This window comes from Streptococcus oralis, assembly GCF_002386345.1.
Lineage (GTDB): Bacteria > Bacillota > Bacilli > Lactobacillales > Streptococcaceae > Streptococcus > Streptococcus oralis_S.
In genome coordinates this window covers 951,877-976,035 of sequence record NZ_CP023507.1, presented here as the reverse complement: position 1 = coordinate 976,035, position 24,159 = coordinate 951,877, and the positions used below count along the sequence as shown (strand labels likewise).

The 24,159-nt window shown below is 40.2% G+C and carries 19 protein-coding genes, 1 tRNA gene and 1 riboswitch; of the genes, 15 read left to right on the top strand and 5 right to left on the bottom strand.

The genetic code is table 11. The features are described 5' to 3' along the window. The first annotated feature begins 64 nt into the window (after nucleotides 1-64). From CO686_RS04885 to CO686_RS04865, 5 genes are all read left to right on the top strand, one after another. On the top strand, nucleotides 65-328 hold the full coding sequence (locus CO686_RS04885) for a phosphocarrier protein HPr (protein WP_000146948.1): 264 nt from the start codon (nucleotides 65-67) through the stop codon (nucleotides 326-328). 5 nt (nucleotides 329-333) lie between these two features. Further along, on the top strand, nucleotides 334-2,067 hold the full coding sequence (ptsP, locus tag CO686_RS04880; protein WP_096753594.1) for a phosphoenolpyruvate--protein phosphotransferase: 1,734 nt from the start codon (nucleotides 334-336) through the stop codon (nucleotides 2,065-2,067). Between the two features lie 246 nt (nucleotides 2,068-2,313). Beyond that, nucleotides 2,314-4,872, top strand: a complete 2,559-nt coding sequence (locus tag CO686_RS04875) for a pneumococcal-type histidine triad protein (RefSeq protein WP_096753593.1) — start codon at nucleotides 2,314-2,316, stop codon at nucleotides 4,870-4,872. A gap of 195 nt (nucleotides 4,873-5,067) precedes the next feature. Further along, nucleotides 5,068-5,985, top strand: coding sequence for a metal ABC transporter solute-binding protein, Zn/Mn family (locus CO686_RS04870; RefSeq protein WP_049550390.1), 918 nt, complete (start codon nucleotides 5,068-5,070; stop codon nucleotides 5,983-5,985). Nucleotides 5,986-5,998: 13 nt separating this feature from the next. Further along, nucleotides 5,999-9,043 (top strand): pneumococcal-type histidine triad protein, encoded by a 3,045-nt coding sequence (locus CO686_RS04865; RefSeq protein ID WP_096753592.1) that lies wholly within the window; start codon nucleotides 5,999-6,001, stop codon nucleotides 9,041-9,043. A gap of 36 nt (nucleotides 9,044-9,079) precedes the next feature. On the opposite strand, the gene pepT is transcribed toward CO686_RS04865, so the two are convergent. Further along, on the bottom strand, nucleotides 9,080-10,303 hold the full coding sequence (gene pepT / locus CO686_RS04860) for a peptidase T (protein WP_070535252.1): 1,224 nt from the start codon (nucleotides 10,301-10,303) through the stop codon (nucleotides 9,080-9,082). Between the two features lie 309 nt (nucleotides 10,304-10,612). Between pepT and pitA the strand changes: the two genes are divergently transcribed. The 6 genes from pitA to hemH all read left to right on the top strand — a co-directional run bounded on the left by pitA (nucleotide 10,613) and on the right by hemH (nucleotide 18,161). Then, nucleotides 10,613-13,207, top strand: a complete 2,595-nt coding sequence (pitA, locus tag CO686_RS04855; protein ID WP_096753591.1) for a PI-2 pilus tip adhesin PitA — start codon at nucleotides 10,613-10,615, stop codon at nucleotides 13,205-13,207. Beyond that, complete coding sequence (gene sipA / locus CO686_RS04850) at nucleotides 13,207-13,758, top strand: PI-2 pilus system signal peptidase SipA (protein ID WP_096753590.1); 552 nt, start codon at nucleotides 13,207-13,209, stop codon at nucleotides 13,756-13,758. Before pitA ends, sipA begins: the two co-directional genes overlap by 1 nt. Beyond that, complete coding sequence (locus tag CO686_RS04845) at nucleotides 13,758-15,023, top strand: DUF7601 domain-containing protein (RefSeq protein ID WP_301336038.1); 1,266 nt, start codon at nucleotides 13,758-13,760, stop codon at nucleotides 15,021-15,023. The genes sipA and CO686_RS04845 overlap by 1 nt, the downstream gene beginning before the upstream one ends. Nucleotides 15,024-15,039: 16 nt before the next feature. Next, nucleotides 15,040-16,041, top strand: a complete 1,002-nt coding sequence (gene srtG1, locus CO686_RS04840) for a PI-2 pilus system class B sortase SrtG1 (RefSeq protein ID WP_096753588.1) — start codon at nucleotides 15,040-15,042, stop codon at nucleotides 16,039-16,041. A gap of 75 nt (nucleotides 16,042-16,116) precedes the next feature. Beyond that, a complete protein-coding gene (gene srtG2, locus CO686_RS04835; protein ID WP_096753587.1) occupies nucleotides 16,117-16,989 on the top strand; it encodes a PI-2 pilus system class B sortase SrtG2 in 873 nt (290 codons plus the stop codon). Between the two features lie 77 nt (nucleotides 16,990-17,066). Beyond that, a complete protein-coding gene (hemH, locus tag CO686_RS04830) occupies nucleotides 17,067-18,161 on the top strand; it encodes a ferrochelatase (RefSeq protein ID WP_096753586.1) in 1,095 nt (364 codons plus the stop codon). A gap of 41 nt (nucleotides 18,162-18,202) precedes the next feature. On the opposite strand, the gene mscL is transcribed toward hemH, so the two are convergent. Together mscL and CO686_RS04820 are read right to left on the bottom strand one after the other, a co-directional pair. Beyond that, a complete protein-coding gene (gene mscL, locus CO686_RS04825) occupies nucleotides 18,203-18,583 on the bottom strand; it encodes a large conductance mechanosensitive channel protein MscL (protein WP_000910206.1) in 381 nt (126 codons plus the stop codon). 79 nt (nucleotides 18,584-18,662) lie between these two features. Further along, nucleotides 18,663-19,100: a GtrA family protein gene (locus CO686_RS04820; protein ID WP_096753585.1), complete on the bottom strand. Its 438-nt coding sequence runs from the start codon at nucleotides 19,098-19,100 to the stop codon at nucleotides 18,663-18,665. Nucleotides 19,101-19,128: 28 nt separating this feature from the next. Beyond that, a riboswitch (PreQ1 riboswitch) is annotated at nucleotides 19,129-19,225 on the top strand. Here CO686_RS04820 and CO686_RS04815 point away from each other — a divergent pair. From CO686_RS04815 to dapA, 4 genes are all read left to right on the top strand, one after another. Further along, a complete protein-coding gene (locus CO686_RS04815) occupies nucleotides 19,223-19,735 on the top strand; it encodes a QueT transporter family protein (RefSeq protein WP_096753584.1) in 513 nt (170 codons plus the stop codon). It overlaps the preceding riboswitch by 3 nt. 105 nt (nucleotides 19,736-19,840) lie before the next feature. Next, nucleotides 19,841-19,913, top strand: a tRNA-Thr gene (locus CO686_RS04810). 357 nt (nucleotides 19,914-20,270) lie between these two features. Continuing rightward, the gene (locus tag CO686_RS04805) at nucleotides 20,271-21,347 is read left to right on the top strand and encodes an aspartate-semialdehyde dehydrogenase (protein ID WP_096753583.1); all 1,077 of its coding nucleotides are present in this window, start codon (nucleotides 20,271-20,273) and stop codon (nucleotides 21,345-21,347) included. Between the two features lie 56 nt (nucleotides 21,348-21,403). Beyond that, nucleotides 21,404-22,339, top strand: coding sequence for a 4-hydroxy-tetrahydrodipicolinate synthase (gene dapA / locus CO686_RS04800; protein WP_000121598.1), 936 nt, complete (start codon nucleotides 21,404-21,406; stop codon nucleotides 22,337-22,339). A gap of 46 nt (nucleotides 22,340-22,385) precedes the next feature. Here the strand turns inward: dapA and mnmE are convergent, their stop codons facing one another. Together mnmE and CO686_RS04790 are read right to left on the bottom strand one after the other, a co-directional pair. Continuing rightward, nucleotides 22,386-23,759, bottom strand: coding sequence for a tRNA uridine-5-carboxymethylaminomethyl(34) synthesis GTPase MnmE (gene mnmE, locus CO686_RS04795; protein ID WP_096753582.1), 1,374 nt, complete (start codon nucleotides 23,757-23,759; stop codon nucleotides 22,386-22,388). Between the two features lie 134 nt (nucleotides 23,760-23,893). Continuing rightward, nucleotides 23,894-24,076 (bottom strand): 4-oxalocrotonate tautomerase, encoded by a 183-nt coding sequence (locus CO686_RS04790; RefSeq protein ID WP_001117401.1) that lies wholly within the window; start codon nucleotides 24,074-24,076, stop codon nucleotides 23,894-23,896. Nucleotides 24,077-24,159 lie beyond the last annotated feature (83 nt).

Here is a 24,159-nt window from a genome sequence, read left to right as displayed (position 1 = left end):
ATACAGTCTTGTAAGGGTTATCACATATAATCCAAAAAAGAAATAACTAAAGGAGAGTCAAACTATGGCTTCTAAAGATTTCCACGTAGTGGCAGAAACAGGTATTCACGCACGTCCAGCAACATTGTTGGTTCAAACAGCTAGCAAATTTGCTTCAGATATCACTCTTGAATACAAAGGTAAATCAGTAAACCTTAAATCTATCATGGGTGTTATGAGTCTTGGTGTTGGCCAAGGTGCTGACGTTACAATTTCAGCTGAAGGTGCAGATGCTGACGATGCAATCGCTGCTATCACTGAAACTATGGAAAAAGAAGGATTGGCATAAGGAAAATGACAGAAATGCTTAAAGGAATCGCAGCATCTGATGGTGTTGCAGTTGCAAAAGCATATCTACTCGTTCAACCGGATTTGTCATTTGAGACTATTACAGTCGAAGATACAAACGCAGAAGAAGCTCGCCTTGATGCCGCTCTACAAGCATCACAAGACGAGCTTTCTGTTATTCGTGAGAAAGCAGTAGGTACGCTCGGTGAAGAAGCAGCTCAAGTTTTTGACGCTCACTTAATGGTTCTTGCTGACCCAGAAATGATCAGCCAAATCAAGGAAACAATCCGTGCGAAGAAAGTGAATGCAGAAGCAGGTCTGAAAGAAGTAACAGACATGTTTATCACTATCTTTGAAGGCATGGAAGACAACCCATACATGCAAGAACGCGCTGCGGATATCCGCGACGTGACAAAACGTGTATTGGCAAACCTACTTGGTAAAAAATTACCAAACCCAGCTTCTATCAATGAAGAAGTGATTGTGATTGCGCATGACTTGACTCCTTCAGATACAGCTCAATTGGACAAAAACTTTGTAAAAGCTTTTGTAACCAACATTGGTGGACGTACAAGCCACTCAGCTATCATGGCGCGTACACTTGAAATTGCAGCAGTATTGGGTACAAACAACATCACTGAAATCGTTAAAGATGGTGATATTCTTGCCGTTAACGGTATCACAGGTGAGGTTATTATCAACCCAACTGATGAGCAAGCAGCAGAATTCAAGGCTGCTGGTGAAGCTTATGCGAAACAAAAAGCTGAATGGGCTCTCTTGAAAGATGCACAAACAGTAACTGCTGATGGTAAACACTTTGAATTGGCTGCCAACATCGGTACTCCAAAAGACGTTGAAGGTGTCAATGACAACGGTGCAGAAGCTGTTGGTCTATACCGTACAGAGTTCTTGTATATGGATTCTCAAGACTTCCCAACAGAAGATGAGCAGTACGAAGCTTACAAGGCTGTACTTGAAGGAATGAACGGTAAACCTGTTGTCGTTCGTACAATGGATATCGGTGGAGATAAGGAACTTCCTTACTTCGATATGCCTCATGAAATGAACCCATTCCTTGGATTCCGTGCCCTTCGTATCTCTATCTCTGAGACTGGAGATGCTATGTTCCGCACACAAATCCGTGCCCTTCTTCGTGCTTCTGTTCACGGTCAATTGCGTATCATGTTCCCAATGGTTGCGCTCTTGAAAGAATTCCGTGCAGCGAAAGCAGTCTTTGACGAAGAAAAAGCAAACCTTCTTGCTGAAGGTGTTGCAGTTGCGGATAATATCCAAGTTGGTATCATGATCGAAATCCCAGCAGCAGCAATGCTTGCAGACAAATTTGCTAAAGAAGTTGACTTCTTCTCAATTGGTACAAACGACTTGATCCAATACACAATGGCAGCAGACCGTATGAACGAACAAGTTTCATACCTTTATCAACCATACAACCCATCAATCCTTCGTTTGATTAACAACGTTATCAAAGCAGCTCACGCTGAAGGTAAATGGGCTGGTATGTGTGGTGAGATGGCTGGTGACCAACAGGCTGTTCCACTTCTTGTCGGAATGGGCTTGGATGAGTTCTCTATGTCAGCAACATCTGTACTTCGTACGCGTAGCTTGATGAAGAAATTGGATACAGCTAAGATGGAAGAGTACGCAAACCGTGCCCTTACAGAATGCTCAACAATGGAAGAAGTTCTTGAACTTCAAAAAGAATACGTTAATTTTGATTAATCGAAAAGTCCTTGCAACTCAGTTGCAGGGACTTTTTTAAAGAATTTTCAAGAAAATCTTTTTTATATAAAGTCCATTTTAGAGAAAGTAGCGGTGAAGAATTAAAAAATACTTAACTGGTTCATAAAATTCTTGACAAGTTGCAAATTTAGGAGTAAACTATTAACCAGTTAATTAATAGAGAGGAGTTTCTGCAATTTAGAAATGAATTGCAAATAGAAATATCAAAAAAGAAAGTGAGTTTCAATGAAAATTAATAAAAAATACCTTGCTGGTTCTGCGACAGCTTTAATTTTAAGTGTCTGTTCTTACGAGTTGGGACTGTATCAAGCTAGAACAGTCAAAGAAAATAATCGTGTTTCCTATATAGATGGAAAACAGGCGGCACAAAAAACGGAGAATCTGACTCCTGATGAGGTTAGCAAGAAAGAAGGCATCAATGCGGAGCAAATCGTCATCAAGATAACAGACCAGGGCTATGTCACTTCGCATGGCGACCACTATCATTACTATAATGGCAAAGTCCCTTATGACGCTATCATCAGTGAAGAGTTGCTGATGAAGGATCCAAACTACCAGCTCAAGGATGAGGATATTGTCAGTGAAATCAAGGGTGGTTATGTGATCAAGGTAGATGGAAAATACTATGTTTACCTTAAGGACGCATCTCATGCGGATAATGTCCGTACAAAAGAAGAAATCAATCGACAAAAACAAGAACATAGTCAGCATCGTGAAGGAGGGACTTCAGCAAATGATGGCGCGGTAGCCTTGGCACGTTCACAGGGACGCTACACCACAGATGATGGTTATATCTTTAATGCCTCTGATATCATAGAAGATACAGGTGATGCCTATATCGTTCCTCATGGCAATCACTTCCATTATATTCCTAAGAGTGATTTGTCTGCCAGCGAATTGGCTGCTGCAGAAGCCTTTCTATCTGGTAGAAGTGGCCAATCAAATACGCCTACTTATCGCCGTAGCAATAACAACAGTGCTAGCAGCGATGTAGATAGATGGACTCCATCCTATAATAATCAAGGCAACAGCTATAACAATCAAAGCAACAGCTATACGAACACGAACACAGCTAACAACAGTAGCGACGATAATCAAGCAAGTCAGAGTGATGGGGATATTGATAGCCTTCTGAAACAACTTTATGGCTTGCCACTCAGCCAACGACACGTAGAATCTGATGGCCTTGTCTTTGATCCGGCACAGATTACGAGTCGAACAGCTAGAGGAGTTGCTGTGCCTCATGGGAATCATTACCATTTCATCCCTTATACACAGATGTCTGAATTGGAAGAACGAATCGCTCGTATTATTCCTCTACAGTACAGTTCGAACCATAGGGTGCCGGATTCAAGACCAGAACAACCAAGTCCACAACCGACTCCGGAACCTAGTCCGAGTCCACAACCTGCACCAAATCCTCAACCAGCTCCAAGCAATCCAATTGATGAAAAATTGGTTAAACAGGTGATTCGAAAAGTAGCTGATGGCTATGTATTTGAGGAGAATGGAACCTCACGTTATATTCCTGCTAAGAAGCTTTCAGCAGAAACAGCAGCAGCCATTGATGGTAAACTAGACAAGCAAGAAAGTTTGTCTCATAAACTCGGAGCTAAGAAAACCAATCTCCCATCTGGTGATCGAGGATTTTACAATAAGGCTTATGATTTACTAGCAGCAGTTCATCAAGACTTACTTGCTAATAAAGGGCGTCAAGCTGATTTTGACACTTTGGATAAACTGTTGGAACGTTTAAATGATGAAAGCAGTGATAAAGTCAAGTTGGTGGATGATATCTTGGCCTTTCTAGCACCGATTCGTCATCCAGAACGTTTAGGAAAACCAAATGCGCAAATTGCCTACACTGATGATGAGATTCAGGTAGCCAAGTTGGCAGGCAAGTATACAACAGAAGATGGCTATATCTTTGATCCTCGTGATATCACCAGTGATGAGGGGGATGCCTATGTAACTCCACATATGACCCATAGCCATTGGATTAAAAAAGATAGTTTGTCTGAAGCCGAAAGAGCGGCAGCCCAGGCTTATGCTAAAGAGAAAGGTTTGACTCCTCCTTCAACAGACCATCAGAATCCAGGAAATACGGAGGCTAAAGGAGCAGAAGCTATCTACAACCGCGTGAAAGCAGCTAAAAAGGTGCCGCTTGATCGTATGCCTTACAATCTCCAACATACCGTGGAAGTTAAAAACGGTAGTTTAATCATTCCTCATTATGATCATTACCATAACATCAAATTTGAGTGGTTTGACGAAGGACTTTATGAGGCACCTAAGGGGTATACTCTTGAGGATCTCTTTGCGACTGTCAAGTACTATGTCGAACATCCAAACGAACGTCCACATTCAGATAGTGGTTGGGGAAATGCAAGTGACCATGTTCAAAGAAACCAAAATGGTCAACCTGATACCGACCAAACGGAAAAACCAAACGAAGAGAAACCTCGGACAGACAAACCTGAGGAAGAAAAGCCACGCGAAGAGAAGCCTCAAAGTGAGAAACCAGAATCTCCAAAACCAACTGAGGAGCCGGAAGAAGAATCACCAGAGGAACCAGAAGAACCTCAGGTCGAGACTGAAAAGGTTGAAGCGAAGTTGAGAGAGGCTGAAGAGCTACTTGCAAAGATCCAAGACCCCATTATCAAGTCCAATGCCAAAGAAACTCTCACTGGCTTAAAAAATAACCTGCTATTTGGTGCTCAGGATAACAATACCATTATGGCTGAAGCTGAAAAGTTGTTGGCTTTATTAAAGGAGAGCAAGTAAAGGTAGCAGTATTTTCTAGCTCCTAAAAACAGGATAGGAGAACTAGAAAAGTTAAAATCGAAAATGAGAATAGAATGTAAGTTCTAGTTCTCATTTTTTTCATGAAAATGTGCAAAATATCTTGACATATAGTGTAAATAAAGATAAACTATTTACTAGTTAATTAAATGGTTAAATACCAGTTAAGGAGTAATGATGAAAAAAAGAACATTTCTATTATTAATGGCAAGTTTGCTGGTTCTTGTCTTAGGAGCATGTAGCCAAAAAGAAAAACAAGAAGCAAAAGGGATGAAGATTGTAACAAGTTTTTACCCAATCTATGCCATGGTCAAAGAGGTATCAGGGGACTTGAATGATGTACGGATGATTCAGTCAAGTAGTGGGATTCACTCCTTTGAACCGTCAGCTAATGACATTGCTGCTATTTATGACGCGGATGTCTTTGTCTACCATTCTCATACGCTCGAATCTTGGGCTGGAAGTCTAGATCCTAACTTGAAAAACTCAAAAGTTAAAGTTTTAGAAGCTTCTGAAGGAATGACCTTGGAACGTGTACCGGGCTTAGAAGATGTAGAAGCTGGTGACGGCATCGATGAAAAAACACTCTATGACCCTCACACTTGGTTAGATCCAGAAAAAGCAGGTGAAGAAGCTCAGATTATCGCTGACAAACTTTCGGAGATTGATAGTGCTAATAAGGAAACGTATCAAAAGAATGCTAAAAACTTTATCGCTAAAGCCCAAGAATTGACTAAGAAGTACCAGCCTATTTTTGAAAAAGCGAGTCAAAAGACCTTTGTTACACAACACACAGCCTTTTCTTATCTCGCTAAACGCTTTGGTTTGAAACAACTTGGTATAGCAGGGATTTCCCCTGAACAAGAGCCAAGTCCGAGACAACTAACAGAAATTCAAGAATTCGTTAAGACCTATAAGGTTAAAACCATCTTTACTGAGAGCAATGCTTCTTCTAAAGTCGCTGAGACTTTGGTCAAATCAACAGGAGTTAGCCTAAAGACCCTCAATCCTTTAGAAGCAGATCCTGAAAATGACAAAACTTACTTAGAAAATCTAGAAGAAAATATGAGTATTTTAGCAGAAGAATTAAAATGAGGAGATGATGAAAATGAAGAAGAAATACCTTGCAGCAGGATCGGCTCTTGTCCTTTCCCTAAGCCTTTGCATCTATGCATTGAACCAACACCAGGTGGAAGAAAACAAAGATAATAACCGTGTGTCTTATGTCGATGGGAAGCAAGACACTAAAAAAACAGAGAATCAGACACCAGATCAAGTTAGCAAAAAAGAAGACATTCAGGCTGAGCAAATTGTTGTGAAAATTACCGATCAAGGTTATGTGACTTCACATGGTGATCATTTCCATTATTACAATGGTAAAGTTCCTTTTGACGCGATTTTCAGCGAAGAACTGTTGATGAAAGATGCCAATTATCAACTGAAAGATGCTGATATTGTCAATGAAATCAAAGGTGGTTACATTATCAAGGTGGATGACAAGTATTATGTCTACCTTAAAGATGTGGCTCATGCTGATAATGTTCGTACGAAGGACGAAATTGAGCGCCAAAAACAAGGTCATACTCATGATGCACCAACTTCTAACAGTGCAGTGGCGCTTGCGCGATCACAAGGTCGTTATACTACAGATGATGGCTACATCTTTAATCCGTCTGATATTATTGAGGATACTGGTGATGCTTATATCGTCCCTCATGGTGGACATTATCACTATATCCCAAAGAGTTCCTTGTCTGCTAGTGAATTGGCTGCTGCCCAAGCCTACCTTTCTGGAACTAGAAAACAACCGAGTGTGACTGACTATCGTCCAAGTCAAAATGGAACCAGTCAAACCACTAATCCTAGTCAACAAACTGAAAGACCAAGCAATCCAGAAGAGAGCTTACAAACTCTATTGCAGCAACTCTATGCTCTTCCAAGTAGTCAACGTTATGCTGAATCAGATGGCTTGATTTTTGACCCTGCTAAGATTTCAAGCAGAACACCGAGTGGTGTGGCGATTCCTCACGGAAATCACTATCATTTCATCCCATATACAAAGCTTTCTGCCTTGGAAGAAAAGATTGCGCGTATGATTCCTTTAAATAGCGACAGTAGGAAGCCAACACCTTTGGAAAATCCAAGTAAACCAGTAGAGCATCCAGCTCAACAAGATCATCATCATGACCAAGACGGTGACCAAGGAAGTCAAGATACCAAACATGAAGATCATGACCATGATGGAGTGGAGCATGACCACCACGGTGAAGAACATGATCATGGTTTTGCAGCTGACCGTGTTATTAGTGAAGATGAGCAAGGGTTTGTAGTTTCTCATGGAGATCACGCTCATTATTTCTTTAAGAAGGACTTGACTGCAGCTCAAATCAAAGCTGCCCAGGATCACTTGAAAGAAAATCATCAGTCGCAGCACGTTCAACCACTTGCAAAGACTGTGGAAAGTTTCTCAAGAGATACTAGCGATGAAGAAAAAATCAAGTATATCTCACAGACATACGGAGTTCCGCTCGAAGCGATTCGTATTTCAAATGGATTCTTTGTCTTTGGAAATCCGGATCAAGCCTATGATCCAACCCATATCCATCCCTATGCTGTTCGAAAAGAACATGTTCGTATTCCTCTCCAAACTGGGAACCCAGAACTGGATTTCCTAAATGAACTGTATACGACTGCCCTACGTGATGGGGTATCTCCTTATAGTTTACAGGTAGAAAGTGGTAGTTTTGTGATTCCTCACGGAGACCACAATCACTACATCAAGGTTCAAACTAAGGGCTATGAAGTAGCTTTGAAAAATAAGATTCCAGCCCTACAATCGACTTATCAACCTGGAGCATTTGATGAACAAACAGTTCTATCTAAGGTGGATCAACTGTTAGCAGATAGCAGAAATCTCTACAAAGACCAGCCAATCATGCAGAGACGGGTTGAACTTGCTTTGGGGCAGTTCACCGAAAATATGAAAAAACTGGCAACAAACTCAACTGCTGGATACCTAGCAGCCTTGGATCTCTTTGATAAACAATACATCCATGTGGATCAAAGTGTGGCACCGGTTGAAACTTCACCTTTAGATAAGAAGTACCAAGCCTTAGTAGATAAGATCAATACACTGGATACGGACACTTATGGCTTGCCTAAGAAAGATCTTTTAGTACATTTGCAGGAAGCAAAACTAGCACAGGATGAGACAGATTTGGCTGCCATTGAAGCGAAACTTCAGGCCTTGCAAGATTTCCGAGATCGGACAGGAGTCACAACAGTAGAGTACATCAAGTACTTCTACGAACATGTGTCTGATGGTCGTTTGAGAGAAGAACTTCGGAACCGTGTTGCTAAATTGACATGGGAACTTTACCAGTCACAATCTTTCCTAAAAGCAACCGACTTGAACAAGCTATTCCCAACTATTTACCAAACTAAGCTAGAAGTAGAAGAGGCTCTCAAAGAAGAACCCGTATCTACAAAAGCTGGTAAGACTATTCTAGATACGGAAAAAGTAGATAGTCAAACTGCTAAGACCGCCATCTATGAATTCCTAAAAGAACTCTACGGTGATTTTATGCCAGAAGAGCGGGTTAGCCATGTTAAGAAGGAAGAAGTAGATGCTCTCCTAACTAAAGCTGCTCAACTCCTAGCACGTGTCAAAGAAGATGGTGTCAAACAATCCCTAGCTGAAGAAGCAGCTAATATCAAGGTGGCTATTGAAAAGGAAAATGCAGACCTTGACGAAGCTAAAACACAACTTGAGGATCTTTTAAATCGTATTGCAGCGACTATCCAACGAGAGAAAAAAGAAGCAGAACAAGATCCGCAAACCGTGATCATCTACCAAAAACTCTATAATGTCATGCTCTCTCTTCACAAGTACTTAGAGGATAACAAAGGAACCGATGCAGACTTTGAACGTGTTGATGCTCTATTTGATCAACTTGCAGCCAAAAGCAGTGATAAAGAAGGTCTCCTCACTCTAGCTAAAGAAATCATTAGCTTGAACCAGGAACTCCGTTCAAAAGCAAGTGAAACTGATAGCCAATCTAAGTCTGAGAAAGACAGTGAAACAGCTGCTTCTCAAGCGACAGAAAAGCAAGCACAAAGTGAGTCTGATACAAGTGCTCAACCAAATGAATAAAAAGAAAGGCGAAGTAGCTGAGCTACCTCGTCTTTTTTAGTCTTTATAAGATACAATGCCAATGATGGTATCCACCGCACGCTCCATAGTCTGAAGGCTGACGTATTCAAAACGTCCATGCATGTTTTCACCACCAGCAAAAATATTTGGAGTTGGGATACCCATAAAGGAAATTTTAGACCCATCTGTTCCACCACGAATTGGTTCAATAATTGGCGCGATTCCTAAATCTTCCATAACAGCTTTAGCAATAGTAATAGGCGTCATGTCTTTCTCAATGACTTCCTTCATATTGTAGTACTGGTCTGTCAGAGTCAAGCTAACGCGATCATTCCCAAGTTCTTGATTCATCTTGTCAGCAATAGACTGCATAGCTACTTTACGAGCTTCAAAGGAATCCTTTTCAAAGTCACGAATGATGTAGCTTGCACGCGCTTCCTCGACACTACCTGTCACATCCATAAGATGATAGAAACCTTGATAACCGTCTGTCAATTCAGGTCGGTCATTCTCTGGAAGTTGATTATGAAAATCAATCGCTAACTGTAAAGCGTTGACCATCTGACCTTTAGCAGTACCAGGATGGACATTGCGCCCTTGGAAATGAAGCTCAGCAGCAGCTGCTGAGAAAGTCTCGTACTGAAGTTCTCCTAGCGGACCACCATCAACAGTATAGGCAAAATCAACATCAAAGTCTTCTGCATCAAATTTATTAGCTCCAACCCCGATTTCTTCATCTGGACCAAAACCAACACGGATTTCACAGTGTTTGATTTCGGGATGAGCAGTCAGATATTCAATAGCAGTCATAATCTCAGCAATTCCTGACTTGTCATCAGCACCCAGCAAGGTCGTGCCATCAGTTGTGATAAGCGTTTGGCCTGGATATTTCTCAAGGCTCTTGAAATCAGCAGGATCGAGTTTAAAACCAGAATCACCCAAGTCGATAGCTCTACCATCGTAATTTTCGATGACTTGCGGATTAACTCCCTCAGCATTAAAATCAGCAGTATCCATGTGGGAGATGAAGCCAATCTTGCGTGACAAGCTTGGATCGTTTGCTGGTAAGGTCCCAATAGCAAAACCATTTGGAAGGTAGTAAACGTTTTGCAGACCGACACGTTTCATTTCAGGAATAAGAACGTTGGTTGCAAAATCTACCTGGCTTTGCGTACTTGGAGTAGTAGTCGAGTGTTCATCAGAACGCGTATTGACCTTAACGTAGGTCAAAAAACGATCTAAAAGGTTCGGATAAGTCATAAAAACTCCTTTAACAATTAAAAATAAAATGCTATCTTCAGAAAAAACTAATTCTGAAGGTTTCATGATTTAATAATAAAATAACTCAAATCCATAATAATCTCAAATAGAAAAACGGTTATTCTATTCTTTTTCATTTTACCATAGAATAGTTTGAAAGACAAAGAAGAATCATGCTATTTTACAATCAATATAATATAAAATAATTATATTGATTGACACTGTTTGGAGTTTAGTGTACAATTGTTTTATAAATTCTATAGATTGATATAGTAATAATATAAAAACATTCTAGTTAAGGAGAATAAAATGAACATTCGCTTTGATTTTAAGAAAGTTCAAATTATTGCGCGCCGTTTAGTTACACTGTTAGCTATTCTCTTTTTGTGTGCTCCGATAGGTATGTTAAATGCTGATTCTAATACAGAACCTCAGACAACTCTTCACAAGACAATTACTCCGATATCCGGACAAGATGACAAGTATGAGTTGTCATTGGATATCACTTCCAAACTGGGAACGGAGACCCAAACGGATCCCTTGGATGTTGTTTTAGTAGCAGACCTCTCAGGAAGTATGAGTAAGAGAGATGTTCCTTCTTCTACCGGCCGAACAATTACAAGATTGGATGCTTTAAAAAATACCCTTAAAGGAACTCGAGATCGTCAGGGCTTAATTGATACCATTTTATCCAATTCAAATAATCGGTTATCCATGGTAGGTTTTGGCGGAAAGATTGATAATAAGTTTGCGGAACAAGCATGGAATTCCTACTACCGAAAATGGGAGTGGGGGTATCGGTATTGGCCGTATGAAGAGAGAACAGCATTTTATGATGGTGTGTCCCCATGGGATGATGCGGAAACAATTTTAAATTGGAATAACGATGCTAGTGGTTCAAAGACTGCAGTCAGTAATATGAGAATTGCTGGTGGCAAATCAATAGGGACTGAATCAGGAATCGGTACAGGAACCAATATTAGCGCAGGTATTCGTATTGCCAATCAATTGATAGATAGTGCAAGGTCTAATGCTAAGAAGGTTGTTATTGTTCTATCAGATGGTTTTGCCAATATGTATTACAATGACAATGGTTATACAGTTTACAACTATAACAATCAGAATGGATCAGAAACGGCGCCTGAATGGTTCTGGAATAATTTAGATGGATCTATCAATAATCTAGCCTATAGTCTCGCTCCAAAACTAGATGGTTTTTATTCCATTAAGTTTCGTTATTCAAATAACGTCGATAGTATTACCAGTTTGCAGTATTATATCAGGTACCACAATTCTTCCATTCCTAATGAAATCCTATCCGCAAACAATGAAGACCAGTTACGAGACAGTTTTAAAGATATCACTGATAAGATTCTGCCACTGGGAATCCACCACGTGACCATCAAGGATGTTCTTTCTAAGTATGTCCAGCTATTACCGAACGGATCGTCAGAGTTTCGTGTAGTGAAAGAAACGGCTGGTAGCAGTGAAACATTAACCGAAGAGCAAGTAACTTTTGATACCAAGACAACCTCTGGTGGATTAGTGGAAGTTACGGCTAAATTTTCTCCGAATTATTCCTTAGAAGATGGAGCTAGATATGTCCTTAAATTTACTGTTACATCTAGTCAAGATGCTCTGGATGCCATTGCTGGTGATAAGAAGATAGAGGCTGGTGATGCTGATGGTTCTGATGTCAATAAACTCTATTCCAATAAGGGTGCCAGTGTCACCTATTCCTATGGAATAGGCACCTCACAAACCAAGACCAAAGAATACTCTGACAACCCAACATTTAAGCCTTCAGATCCATTAACGGTAGCAGTGGAAGTTGAATGGCAAGGTGTGACGGGTGCGAGAACTGTTATTACAGCTGATCAACCGAGTAATATTGAACTGAAACTGGTTCAAAAGAACAATAACGGAGGTTCTGATAATCAAGACTATCGAAAAACCAATGTGAATGTTGGTAAAAACGTATCTAATGAAAAGAGGAACTTTGAAAAAGTTGCCAAAGGATATCAATACGATTTAATTGCACCGGACGTCCCAGCCTTTACCAAAGAAATAAAAAATGTTGGTACAGAATCTAAACCATCCTTTAAGGTAATCTATAAACAATTGCCAAGTCTGACAATCAAAAAAGTGTTGAAATTCGAAAACAACTTGAACAAGGAATTTTGGATTAAGGTAAAACTAACCTCTCCTGATTCTACGCCATTGAATGGAACTTTTGGTGAGATAACTGTTGTGAATGGTGAAGCGAGGATTCGTGTTGACAAACGAAAACGTTGGAAAGGTATTCTAAGCTATCTTCCTCGAGGAAGCCACTACAAGGTTGAAGAAGAAGCCACATCAACAATTGGTTACCACGTTACATATGAGAATCAAGAGGGCGATCTGAATAAAGACGAGACCAGTACTGTCACGAACCACAAGCTTCCAAGTTTATCAGTCACAAAAAAAGTTACAGGTGTATATGCCAACCTATTAAAATCCTTCAAGATTACCATTAACATCAGGGATGCTCAGGATAGACCATTGAATGGTTCCTATAATGTATTGGTGAATAACAAAAGAACGATCTTGCAGTTTACTGACGGTCGAGCGTCTGTTGATCTTAACAAAGACCACACGATAAAAATTTATGGGCTACCACTCGATAGCTCCTATACCGTAGAAGAAGAATCAAACTCTTCGCGTGGATATCAGGTATCTTATGAAAATCAAGAAGGCAAGCTAGATGGGGATAAGTCCGCGACAGTCACGAATAATAAGAATAGCGTGCCTGAAACCGGAGTTGACTTCCTCAGCAGTACACTTGTGTTAGGAATAATCCTTCCTCTAGGGGGAATCTTCTTTACAATCCTACTCGGATTTCTAGTGGTACATAGGAGAAAATAATGCTACTTAAAAAGAAACATAAGAAAACAGTAACACAAGTCAATCGGGATAAGTCTCCGCCTAGTGTATGGGGAGATATCCTCTACTTAGTCAGTAAGCTTTTGATGGTTGGGTTTATACTGGCCACCCTTTACTTTTTTGTCTTTGGACTATTGAGATACAATGACGATGGCATGAAGCCAGCCTTAAAAGATGGCGACTTGGTTGTCTACTATAGGTTGGATAAACGTTATTCGATTGGTGATCTGCTTGTCTATAGTTATAAGGGTAAGGAAAGAGTGGCGCGTGTCATTGCAACCGAAGGAAGTACGATCGATATAAACGAAAATGGTCTCATCATCAACGGTTCTCCTCAACAAGAGCAGGATATCTATAAAGAAACGCTGCTCTATAAGGAAGGGGCTACCTTCCCGATGAAAGTCCCAGCAGGACAACTATTTGTCCTCGGAGACAATCGAACAACGGCTGTAGATAGCCGTGCTTTTGGAACCATTCCTATACAGGATACCCATGGCAAGGTGGTAACAGTCCTAAGGCGACGGGGCTTTTGATGACAATTTATGAAAAAAGAAATTTAAAAATAAAAGGAATAATCATGAAAAAAACATTTTTGAAAAAATTAGTTACTGCAAGTATTGCAGCTGTAACCGCCTTGTCGGTCTTTAGAGGAGTGCCAACATTTGCAGATGATAATGATGTGGCAACTGCCAAAGCAACTGGTGAAACAAGTGCAAAAGTTTCAATTAATAAGGTGTTGAATATTGCGGAAGGAATTACAACACCTGAAGCAACTTTTACATTTACTTTCACCCCAAAAACTGGTACATCATCAAATGGTGCACCTTATGAAACGATTGATTCTTCTAATGGTCAAATTACAGACAAAAATGTATCTTATTCTGGAACAGACGTTTTAGCAACTGGCCAAACTAACATTAAGAAAGAAACCGGCGATATTTTTAGAGAAGTGAACTATACACATGCTGGTGAATATGTCTATACTGTTGCTGAAAAACAAAATGTTGGTTGGAATGTTATTCAAAAAAATGGTTCACCTATTGATTTTATGACATATGATAATCGTAGCTATGAAATGCACGTTATTGTTAAGAACAAAACTACAGGAGGAACATATATTTCTTCTGTGTATTTTAAACAAGTATCCCCAAGTGTGAATGGTAAAGTAAAACCATCTGAAAGTGGAACTACTTACAAATATGATCTTTTCACTAACATTTATCGTAAAAATGCTGGTAAAATTACAGATCCAAATGAACCAAACCCTAATAAACCAAATGTTTCAAAAGTTGACCCAAATGCTAAATCTTTAGTAATTAAAAAAGTTGTATCAGGTGCTACTGCAGATAAATCAAAAGATTTCACTTTCAAGCTTACTTTCACAAAAGCATCTACAGAAACTTCACAATCAATCACTGGTAAAATCGGTGAAACCTCAAAAACATTTGTCTATGGTCAAGAAACGACTATAACACTACGTCACGATCAATCTTTGGTGTTTGACACAATTCCTGCTGGTACCCGTTATAAATTGGTTGAAACTGGATCTCAAGGTTACACAGCTTCAGCTGCATATAAGGAGAACGGAGCATCAAAAAATCAAGCTGGTACAGTTTCTACAAATTTCACTCAAGATAGTATTCTTGTTGGTGAAAAACCAAACGATAACACTATCACAAATAGCTTACCAGATGTTACCCCTACTGGTCTCTTGATTGACAATCTTCCTTTCATCTTGATGATTGGTCTTGGTTTGGCTGGATTTGTTGTTTTGTCTAAAAAACGCAGACAAGCTTAGGCAAGTGGTTTGAATTATGAAAATCAAGCGTGAGAAACCAAAAAGGAGTTTGTCTAGGCGTCTCGTTCTTGCTGTAGATGCATTGATGAATCATATCTTGCTCCTCTTGGCAGCCTTAGTCTTTCTCTTTGGTTTCTACGCCCTTTGGGATGCCAATCAGGTTTATTCTCAGGCTTCATCAAGTGAGTATGAGGCTTATAGACCTGTTAGTGCCAGTGAGAAAGATGAGCTTGCTAGTTTTTCTGGCTTTCACAAGCTACAGCAAGTAAATCCAGAGGTTCTCGGTTGGATCAATGTCTATGGCACCAATATCGACTACCCCTTAGTCCAAGCCAAAGACAATGAAAAATACCTGAACAAAGATTCCAAGGGAGAATTTGCAGCTACAGGAGCTATTTTTCTTGAGGCTCGAAATGAATCTAAGTTCGAAGACTTTAATACCATCATCTACGGACACCATGTAGAAAATGGGGTTATGTTTGGAGATGTAGCAAAGTTTTCTGATAAGGAATTTTTTGACCAGCATCGCTACGGTAGTATTTACTATAATGGCGTTGAAAAAGGTCTTGAGATCTTTGAAATGCTCGAGGTAGACGCCTATGACTTTAACATCTACGATCCAGGTATTAATGGAGATGATCGGCGCCAAGAATATATCGATCACTTACTCTCGGTTGCCATTCACAAACGAGACATTACACTGGGGCCAAATGACCATATCATCCTTCTCAGTACCTGTTTCCTAGACGTAACAAATGGAAGACATATTGTAGTTGCCAAGATTACGGATACAGTTCCAAAGAACACCTTCCATACGAAAAAATCAAAACCATTCCCTTACAGCGTCTTTGATGATTCGTCGCTCGGACGATTTCTCTCATCGATTCCTTTGTGGATATGGTATATCATCTTATTTATCTTGCTCTTGCTATTGATCTTCTTGCTCATCATTCTCTACTTGATCTTGCGTCGTAGAAGAGAAGCAAAGGAAGAAGGAGCAGATACCATTACTGACTAAACTACCAATAAAAGAGAAAGGGACAGCCTCTCTTGCTCTTTTATTTTCAAGGCTAGAAAGGAGAAAGAAGGAAAAATGAAAACAAGTACAAGTCACAAAACCATAAAGGTCATTTTATCCCTCTTTCTAGCTTTTTTCTGTCTTTTTACAGCTGATAGAGTCCTTGCGAGCGACTACGATCATTATAATCCCATTGAAAAGGATGCCAGCAGTACTGGTTTTGAAACCCTGCAGCACCTCAACAAGGAAGTCTGTGGTTGGATTAGCCTTGATGGGACCAAGGTAGACTATCCCCTCTTGCAGAGTCAGGACAATGTCAAATACCTTGACCGCAATGCCTTTGGTGATTATACTGTGTCAGGTTCTATATTCCTAGACTATCGTTTTAACCCCAACTTTACCGACTTTAACACCATCATTTATGGTCACTCCATGGCTTCTGGTGCTATGTTTGGGGAGATTCAAAAATTTGCGGATCAAGATTTTTTTGAAAAGCATCGCTATGGCTCTATCTACTACAATGGTCGAGAACGTGGTCTTGAGATATTTGGGATTTTAGAAGTAGATGCCTATGACACGGAGATTTATCGGACTTTGAGTTCCAACGATGAGGAACACCAGGCCTACTATCAATATCTGCTAAGTAAAGCTAAGTACAAGCGAGATGTTTCGCTGACCTCAACGGACAAGATTGTTTTGTTAAGCACCTGTTTCCTTCATATTACCAACGGAAGACATATCCTCTTAGCTAAAATAACGGATGCACCAGTAAAAGCAGCCCAGGATAAAAGTGGAGAAGCAGTAGGGACGCGGTATTTCGATCAAGGCCTACCAACGCATTGGATTTATATCCTTGCCTTTCTTCTCCTGATTATCATTATTTTACTCCTTGTCGTTATCATCCTAATCATAAGACGAGATAGAAAGACAAAAGAACAAAAGAAATAGTAGACGTCGGAAGCGTTTACTATTTTTTTCTTTCATGATAGAATAGATAGTGAAAATAATAACATAAGGATGATAACATGAAAAAAGCAATATTAATGATGACCTTTGGATCTCCAGAGGAGATTAGTTTTGAAGGAGTAGCAGAATTTTTTACAAACATTCGTCGTGGAGTCAGACCCCAAGATCACGAAATTCAGACCCTCTATGACAACTACGTCCTTATCGGTGGGACGCCCTTGCAGCGGATTACAAGGGAAGAAGTTGCTTTAGTAAGAGAACATTTAGGCGAAGAGTACGGTATCTACTTTGCCAATAAGTTTTCTCGTCCCTTTATCCCAGACGTGATCAATCAGATGGAGTCTGATGGTATTGAAGAATGTATTTGTTTGATTTTGGAACCTCATTATTCTTTTTACTCAGTCATGGGGTATGAAAAGTTTTTGGAAAGCCAGCAGATCCGATTTTTAGTTATTAAGGACTGGTATCAACAAGAGCCTTTGCTGGACTTCTGGACAGATGAGATTAGAAAAATTTTACGAAATCAGGTGGGAGAAGAATCTTTCAAGGTAATCTTTTCAGCTCACAGTGTTCCCATTTTTGCCTTGGACTATGGAGATCCATATATCGATCAGATTTTTGATAATAGCAAGCTAATCGCTGAACAACTCGGCCTAGCAGCCGACCAGTATACCAATACTTGGCAGAGCGAAAGCGATATTGGAATCCCTTGGATTAAGCCAGATGTTTTAGAATATTTACGAGATCAAAAGCAACATCCTGAGCATTATATTTTTGTCCCGATTAGCTTTATCAGTGAACACATTGAAGTCTTGTTTGACAACGATGTAGAATGTTATGAGTTGTGTCAAGAATTAGGTATTACTTATCATCGTCCACCTATGCCCAATACGGATAGCCGTTTAATTGACGCTTTAGTTGCTACTGTACGAGCCAACGAAAACAAGGAATTTAAAGCTTTTCTTCCAGAAGAAGAAACCTTCGATGAGTTAGCACCGTCAGCAACTACAAAGGATATTATGGAGGAGACAGACGACCTTCAGATGCCAGAATTTGTCAAAAAACTCATTGAGAAAAAAGGCCGTGAGAATGTGAAGATGCCTTACTTGATTAAGAAAATGCTCGAAAAGGCTGGGAAGTTACCAAAAGAGTAAGGAAAAAAGGATTTAGCTTTAAGCTAGATCCTTTATCTGTTTTATTTTTTCTCAAGAAGAGCTTTGATTTCTTGAAGAACTTCGAGTTCAGTTGGAGCAGCAGGTGCTTCCTCAACCACTTCCTCTTTCTTACGAAGGTTTTGCGCTTTTTCCATAGCTTTAATAACGAAGAAAAGCACAGTACCTACAACGAGAAAGTTGATAATAGCACTCAAGAATTTACCATATGTAACACCATTCCATGCAAGCTCAGCGATGTTTTGTACTTTCGCAGCTTCCAAAGCTGGGTTCAATAGAAGTGGAGTGATGATATCATTAACAAATGAAGTAACGATAGCACCAAAAGCAGAGGCAATGATTACACCGACAGCAAGGTCAACAACATTACCACGAAGCAAGAATTCTTTTAAATCCTTTAACAATTTCATAATGTCCTTTCCTAAATTTCTAATTTATTATATCCTAAAATGTGACAAAAAGCAACTTGAATGCTCAAAGTGGTCAGTTGCTCCTTTTAAAAATATAGATTTTACTGAAAATGTAGTTTAAAATGATAATCAGAATTTGTGCTAGGATAGTTTCAATCGTATTAACTCTATCTATATTATATTCAACAAACTGGCCAATAATGCCAGGAAAGGTTGTAACAAAGAAATAAGTTAAAAGAATGTCAAGACCAAGAGTAGAGAGACGAGCTAAGAAAAACTTAGCCAGACGGGTTGGCCAATTCCTTCTCTCTTGTTTAAAGACGATTGTATCATTTGTGAGAAAGGCAAAGAGAATCCCAATAATATTAGCTAGGGCAGTTGCGAGGATTTCCTGGTGACTGATATGGTAAATAACCAAACGTGATACAATAGAAACCAGAGTAGTAGCACCACCAAAAAATAGGTAGGAGAGGATTTCGTTATCAAAGAAAGCTTTTATTAGTTTTTTCATGATTTTAGTATAGCATAAAACTGGCTAATGTGCTATACTAGTAAGGTTGATAACCTCAACCCTTGGTGCTTAGCTTCTTTCACCAAGCATATTTTACGCGGGAAACCGCTAAAGGAGAAAACATGAAAAAATTAACTGTTCGTGACATGGCAGATATTGCTATTGTTGCTGCTATCTATGTGGTTTTGACCATTACCCCACCACTGAATGCCATTAGCTACGGTGCTTACCAGTTCCGTATTTCTGAGATGATGAATTTTTTGGCTTTTTACAATCCTAAATACATCATCGGTGTGACGATTGGTTGTATGATTGCTAATTTCTTTAGTAGTTTTGGCATAATTGATGTCTTTGTCGGCGGGGGATCTACTCTAGTTTTCCTTAGTCTAGGTGTTTGGCTCTTTAGCAAGTATAAGGAAGACTATTTGTTCAATGGTTTGATTCGAAAAGATCATTTCTTATTTTCAATCCTATTCTCAATTTCAATGATTACCATTGCAGCAGAACTTCATATCGTTGCTGAAGCTCCATTCTTTTTCACTTGGTTTTCTACAGGAATTGGAGAGTTTGCATCTCTTATCGTTGGTGCAATCCTAATCGGAAAACTAGGACAGCGAATCGATCTAACAAAATAAGAAGTTTATAAGCTAGATTCTTGATAGATCTAGCTTTTTTCATTTCAGAAATTTAAAAGAGAGCGCTTGACAAGAGCATAGAACTATAGTATACTTTTTAGGTAAGCTGATTTAGCTCAGTTGGCAGAGCGCATCCATGGTAAGGATGAGGTCGCCGGTTCAATCCCGGCAATTAGCATGATAGAAACAAAATGACCTTGGGAGACCAAGGTTTTTCTTATACCTCTATGAAAATGAAGCCCAAGAGTTTCGACTGTTGACAAAAGTGACTCTATCTAGTAGAATAGTAGATGCGATGAGTCGATAGGTAGTCTTCGGACTGCTATTGAGCATAAGGAGGTCATAACGCAGGAGCGGACCTTGATGAGTTGTGTGAACCTGCTCATCACATGAAGATGCCTCTTAGTCCCTGGTCAATGACTAGGGATTTTTAGTTTTCAGAAAATATAACCCAAAAATGCTTTTCAATTTCTGGAAAAAGTAGTATAATACATCTATTATAGAAATTTTTAGAAAATTCCGAAAGAGGTTATTTATGGGATATACAGTTGCTGTAGTCGGCGCGACAGGTGCTGTCGGAGCTCAGATGATAAAAATGTTGGAAGAATCAACACTTCCAATCGATAAAATTCGTTACCTTGCTTCTGCACGTTCAGCAGGCAAGACTTTGAAATTTAAAGACCAAGATATTACGATTGAAGAAACGACTGAGACCGCTTTTGAGGGTGTTGATATTGCTCTCTTTTCAGCAGGAGGTTCGACATCTGCTAAGTATGCACCGTACGCCGTTAAAGCTGGTGCGGTAGTAGTGGATAATACATCTTATTTCCGCCAAAATCCAGATGTGCCTTTGGTTGTTCCAGAGGTCAATGCTCATGCACTTGATGCCCACAACGGCATCATTGCCTGCCCTAACTGTTCAACTATCCAAATGATGGTAGCTCTTGAGCCTGTTCGTCAAAAATGGGGCTTGGACCGTATCATTGTTTCAACTTACCAAGCAGTCTCAGGTGCTGGTATGGGAGCGATTCTTGAAACACAACGGGAACTTCGTGAAGTCTTGAATGATGGTGTAAACCCACGTGATTTGCATGCGGAAATCTTACCTTCAGGCGGTGACAAGAAACACTATCCTATCGCCTTTAACGCTCTTCCACAAATCGATGTCTTTACTGACAATGATTACACTTATGAAGAGATGAAGATGACTAAGGAAACTAAGAAAATCATGGAAGATGATAGCATCGCAGTGTCTGCAACATGTGTTCGTATTCCAGTCTTGTCAGCTCACTCTGAGTCAGTTTATATCGAAACAAAAGAAGTGGCTCCAATTGAAGAAGTGAAAGCAGCTATTTCAGCTTTCCCAGGTGCTGTTCTTGAAGATGATGTAGCTCATCAAATCTATCCTCAAGCTATCAACGCTGTTGGCTCACGTGATACCTTTGTCGGTCGTATCCGTAAAGACTTGGATGCTGAAAAAGGAATCCACATGTGGGTTGTTTCAGATAACCTCCTCAAAGGTGCTGCTTGGAACTCAGTTCAAATCGCAGAAACGCTTCACGAACGTGGATTGGTTCGTCCAACAGCTGAATTGAAATTTGAATTAAAATAGTCATATCGTTTAGGAGTTCAGATGAACTCCTTCTTTGAAATAGAGAGGTGTTTCTCATGTCTTATCAAGATTTAAAAGAGTGTAAAATCATCACGGCCTTTATTACCCCTTTCCATGAGGATGGTTCCATCAACTTTGATGCTATTCCAGCCTTGATTGAGCATTTATTGGCCCATCACACAGATGCAATTCTTCTAGCTGGAACGACTGCTGAGAGTCCAACTTTGACCCACGATGAGGAGTTGGAACTCTTTGCGGCTGTACAAAAGATTGTTAATGGACGTGTTCCTTTGATTGCGGGTGTAGGTACCAATGATACGCGTGACTCGATTGAGTTTGTCAAAGAAGTCGCAGAATTTGGCGGTTTCGCTGCTGGACTTGCAATCGTACCATACTACAACAAACCTTCACAAGAAGGCATGTATCAGCACTTTAAAGCTATTGCAGATGCTTCTGACTTGCCTATTATCATCTATAACATTCCAGGGCGTGTGGTAGTGGAATTAACTCCAGAAACCATGCTTCGTTTGGCTGACCATCCAAATATCATTGGTGTCAAAGAATGTACTAGCTTGGCAAATATGGCTTACTTGATTGAGCACAAGCCAGAAGAATTCTTGATTTATACAGGTGAAGATGGAGATGCCTTCCATGCCATGAACCTTGGTGCGGATGGGGTTATTTCTGTTGCCTCCCATACAAATGGAGATGAGATGCACGAGATGTTCACTGCCATTGCAGAAAGCGATATGAAGAAAGCTGCAGCTATTCAGCGTAAATTCATTCCTAAGGTCAATGCCCTCTTCTCTTATCCAAGTCCTGCTCCAGTTAAGGCAGTTTTGAACTACATGGGATTTGAAGCGGGGCCAACTCGTCTACCTCTTGTTCCAGCACCAGAAGAAGATGCCAAACGCATCATCAAAGTTGTCGTAGATGGTGACTACGAAGCAACTAAGGCAACTGTAACAGGTGTCTTAAGACCAGATTACTAATAAAGACAATAAAATCCATGACCGCAAGAACGATCATGGATTTTTCTTATTTTCCTAAACAGAATTGGCTAAAGAGTTGGGTAATGAGTTCATCAGGAGCTGCATCACCTGTGATTTCTCCAAGAATTTCCCAAGTACGAGTCAAGTCAACTTGAAGCAAATCAACTGGCATCCCCAGTTCCAGCCCTTCATTAACAGCTTGTAAGCTTTCAACGGCCTTTTCAATCAAGGAAATATGACGGGCATTTGACAAGTAAGTAGCATCTTGCTCGACCAAGCCAGCATTTTCAAAGAAGAGGTCGTTAATACGCTCTTCGATCTTATCGATATTTTGGTTTTTAAGAACTGAAATACGAATGATATCTTCTGGTAGTTCCGAAGTTTCAATCGCTTCAGGAAGATCAGTTTTATTGAGTAGAATAATGCGGTTGGTATCCTGACTGATTTCTAGGAGTTGACGATCTTGGGCTGTCAGCGGTTCACTGGCATTTAGCACTAGTAGCACTAAGTCAGCTTCTTTAAGGGCTTTTTTCGAACGCTCGACACCGATTTGCTCTACGATGTCATCTGTTTCACGAATTCCAGCTGTATCAATCAATTTGAGAGGGACACCGTTGATATTGACGTATTCTTCGATGACATCTCGTGTCGTACCAGCGATGTCTGTTACGATGGCCTTATCTTCACGCAGGAGATTGTTGAGAAGACTGGATTTCCCAACGTTGGGACGGCCGATGATAGCCGTTGAAATTCCTTCACGGAGGATTTTACCGCGACGGGCTGTCCGAAGGAGATTGGTTAACAATTGCTCAAACTCCATAGTCTTCTCGCGGACGACTGCAGTAGTAGCTTCCTCAACATCATCATACTCAGGATAGTCGATATTGACCTCTACTTGGGCAAGCGTATTGAGGATTTCTTGGCGAGTATTATTAATGAGGTCAGAAAGGGAACCATCTAGTTGTTTGACAGCAATGTTCATAGCCTTGTCTGTCTTGGCACGGATGATGTCCATCACCGCCTCAGCCTGTGTTAAGTCCACGCGACCGTTTAGAAAGGCGCGTTTGGTAAATTCACCAGGTTCTGCCAACCGAGCTCCTTCACGGATAGCTAGTTGGAGAATCTCATTGGTCACCGCAATCCCACCGTGAGTGTTAATCTCGACAATATCCTCACGAGTGAAGGTCTTTGGAGACTTCATAGCTCCAACCATAACCTCGTCCATGACCTTACCAGTTTGAGGGTCAGCGATATGTCCGTAGTTGAGAGTATGGCTTGCAACCTTGCTCAAGTCTTTTCCTTTAAAAATCTTTTGGGCAATAGCAAAACTATCTGTTCCGCTCAGGCGGACAATACCAATGGCTCCTTCACCTAGTGGAGTAGAGATAGCAGCGATGGTATCAAATTCACGTGTAATCATACTAATTCCTTTTGTATTTCTTTTCTTTGGATATGTATCCAAGCATCTCTTCAAATTGTAACAAAATTAGACTATTTCTTCAATGGATGCTACTTGGAGATTGAAAAAGCCTAAGCAATTCTGCTTAAGCTGGTTTATTTGGTGCGCATTTCTCCTTGAGGAAAGTAAGTTCCTTCTGGCATGTCGTTGATGATGACATGAACGGCTGATTGAGGGGCTCCAGTGTTACGGACAACAGCTTCCGTTACTTCCTTAGCAAGAGCTTTCTTTTGCTCGAGCGTGCGACCTTCAAATAAATCGATGCGTACAAATGGCATAATAGCTTCCTCCACTAGTTTTTGATTTCTTCTATTTTACCACATTTTGCCGTTTAAAGCTTCAGAAAATTATGATATACTAG

Excerpts from the sequence above, each read along its gene's own strand:
- CO686_RS04885 (WP_000146948.1), top strand. The coding sequence starts at position 65 with ATGGCTTCTAAAGATTTCCACGTAGTGGCAGAAACAGGTATTCACGCA.
- ptsP (WP_096753594.1), top strand. The coding sequence starts at position 334 with ATGACAGAAATGCTTAAAGGAATCGCAGCATCTGATGGTGTTGCAGTT.
- CO686_RS04875 (WP_096753593.1), top strand. The coding sequence starts at position 2,314 with ATGAAAATTAATAAAAAATACCTTGCTGGTTCTGCGACAGCTTTAATT.
- CO686_RS04870 (WP_049550390.1), top strand. The coding sequence starts at position 5,068 with ATGAAAAAAAGAACATTTCTATTATTAATGGCAAGTTTGCTGGTTCTT.
- CO686_RS04865 (WP_096753592.1), top strand. The coding sequence starts at position 5,999 with ATGAAGAAGAAATACCTTGCAGCAGGATCGGCTCTTGTCCTTTCCCTA.
- pepT (WP_070535252.1), bottom strand. The coding sequence starts at position 10,303 with ATGACTTATCCGAACCTTTTAGATCGTTTTTTGACCTACGTTAAGGTC.
- pitA (WP_096753591.1), top strand. The coding sequence starts at position 10,613 with ATGAACATTCGCTTTGATTTTAAGAAAGTTCAAATTATTGCGCGCCGT.
- sipA (WP_096753590.1), top strand. The coding sequence starts at position 13,207 with ATGCTACTTAAAAAGAAACATAAGAAAACAGTAACACAAGTCAATCGG.
- CO686_RS04845 (WP_301336038.1), top strand. The coding sequence starts at position 13,758 with ATGACAATTTATGAAAAAAGAAATTTAAAAATAAAAGGAATAATCATG.
- srtG1 (WP_096753588.1), top strand. The coding sequence starts at position 15,040 with ATGAAAATCAAGCGTGAGAAACCAAAAAGGAGTTTGTCTAGGCGTCTC.
- srtG2 (WP_096753587.1), top strand. The coding sequence starts at position 16,117 with ATGAAAACAAGTACAAGTCACAAAACCATAAAGGTCATTTTATCCCTC.
- hemH (WP_096753586.1), top strand. The coding sequence starts at position 17,067 with ATGAAAAAAGCAATATTAATGATGACCTTTGGATCTCCAGAGGAGATT.
- CO686_RS04820 (WP_096753585.1), bottom strand. The coding sequence starts at position 19,100 with ATGAAAAAACTAATAAAAGCTTTCTTTGATAACGAAATCCTCTCCTAC.
- CO686_RS04815 (WP_096753584.1), top strand. The coding sequence starts at position 19,223 with ATGAAAAAATTAACTGTTCGTGACATGGCAGATATTGCTATTGTTGCT.
- CO686_RS04805 (WP_096753583.1), top strand. The coding sequence starts at position 20,271 with ATGGGATATACAGTTGCTGTAGTCGGCGCGACAGGTGCTGTCGGAGCT.
- dapA (WP_000121598.1), top strand. The coding sequence starts at position 21,404 with ATGTCTTATCAAGATTTAAAAGAGTGTAAAATCATCACGGCCTTTATT.
- mnmE (WP_096753582.1), bottom strand. The coding sequence starts at position 23,759 with ATGATTACACGTGAATTTGATACCATCGCTGCTATCTCTACTCCACTA.
- CO686_RS04790 (WP_001117401.1), bottom strand. The coding sequence starts at position 24,076 with ATGCCATTTGTACGCATCGATTTATTTGAAGGTCGCACGCTCGAGCAA.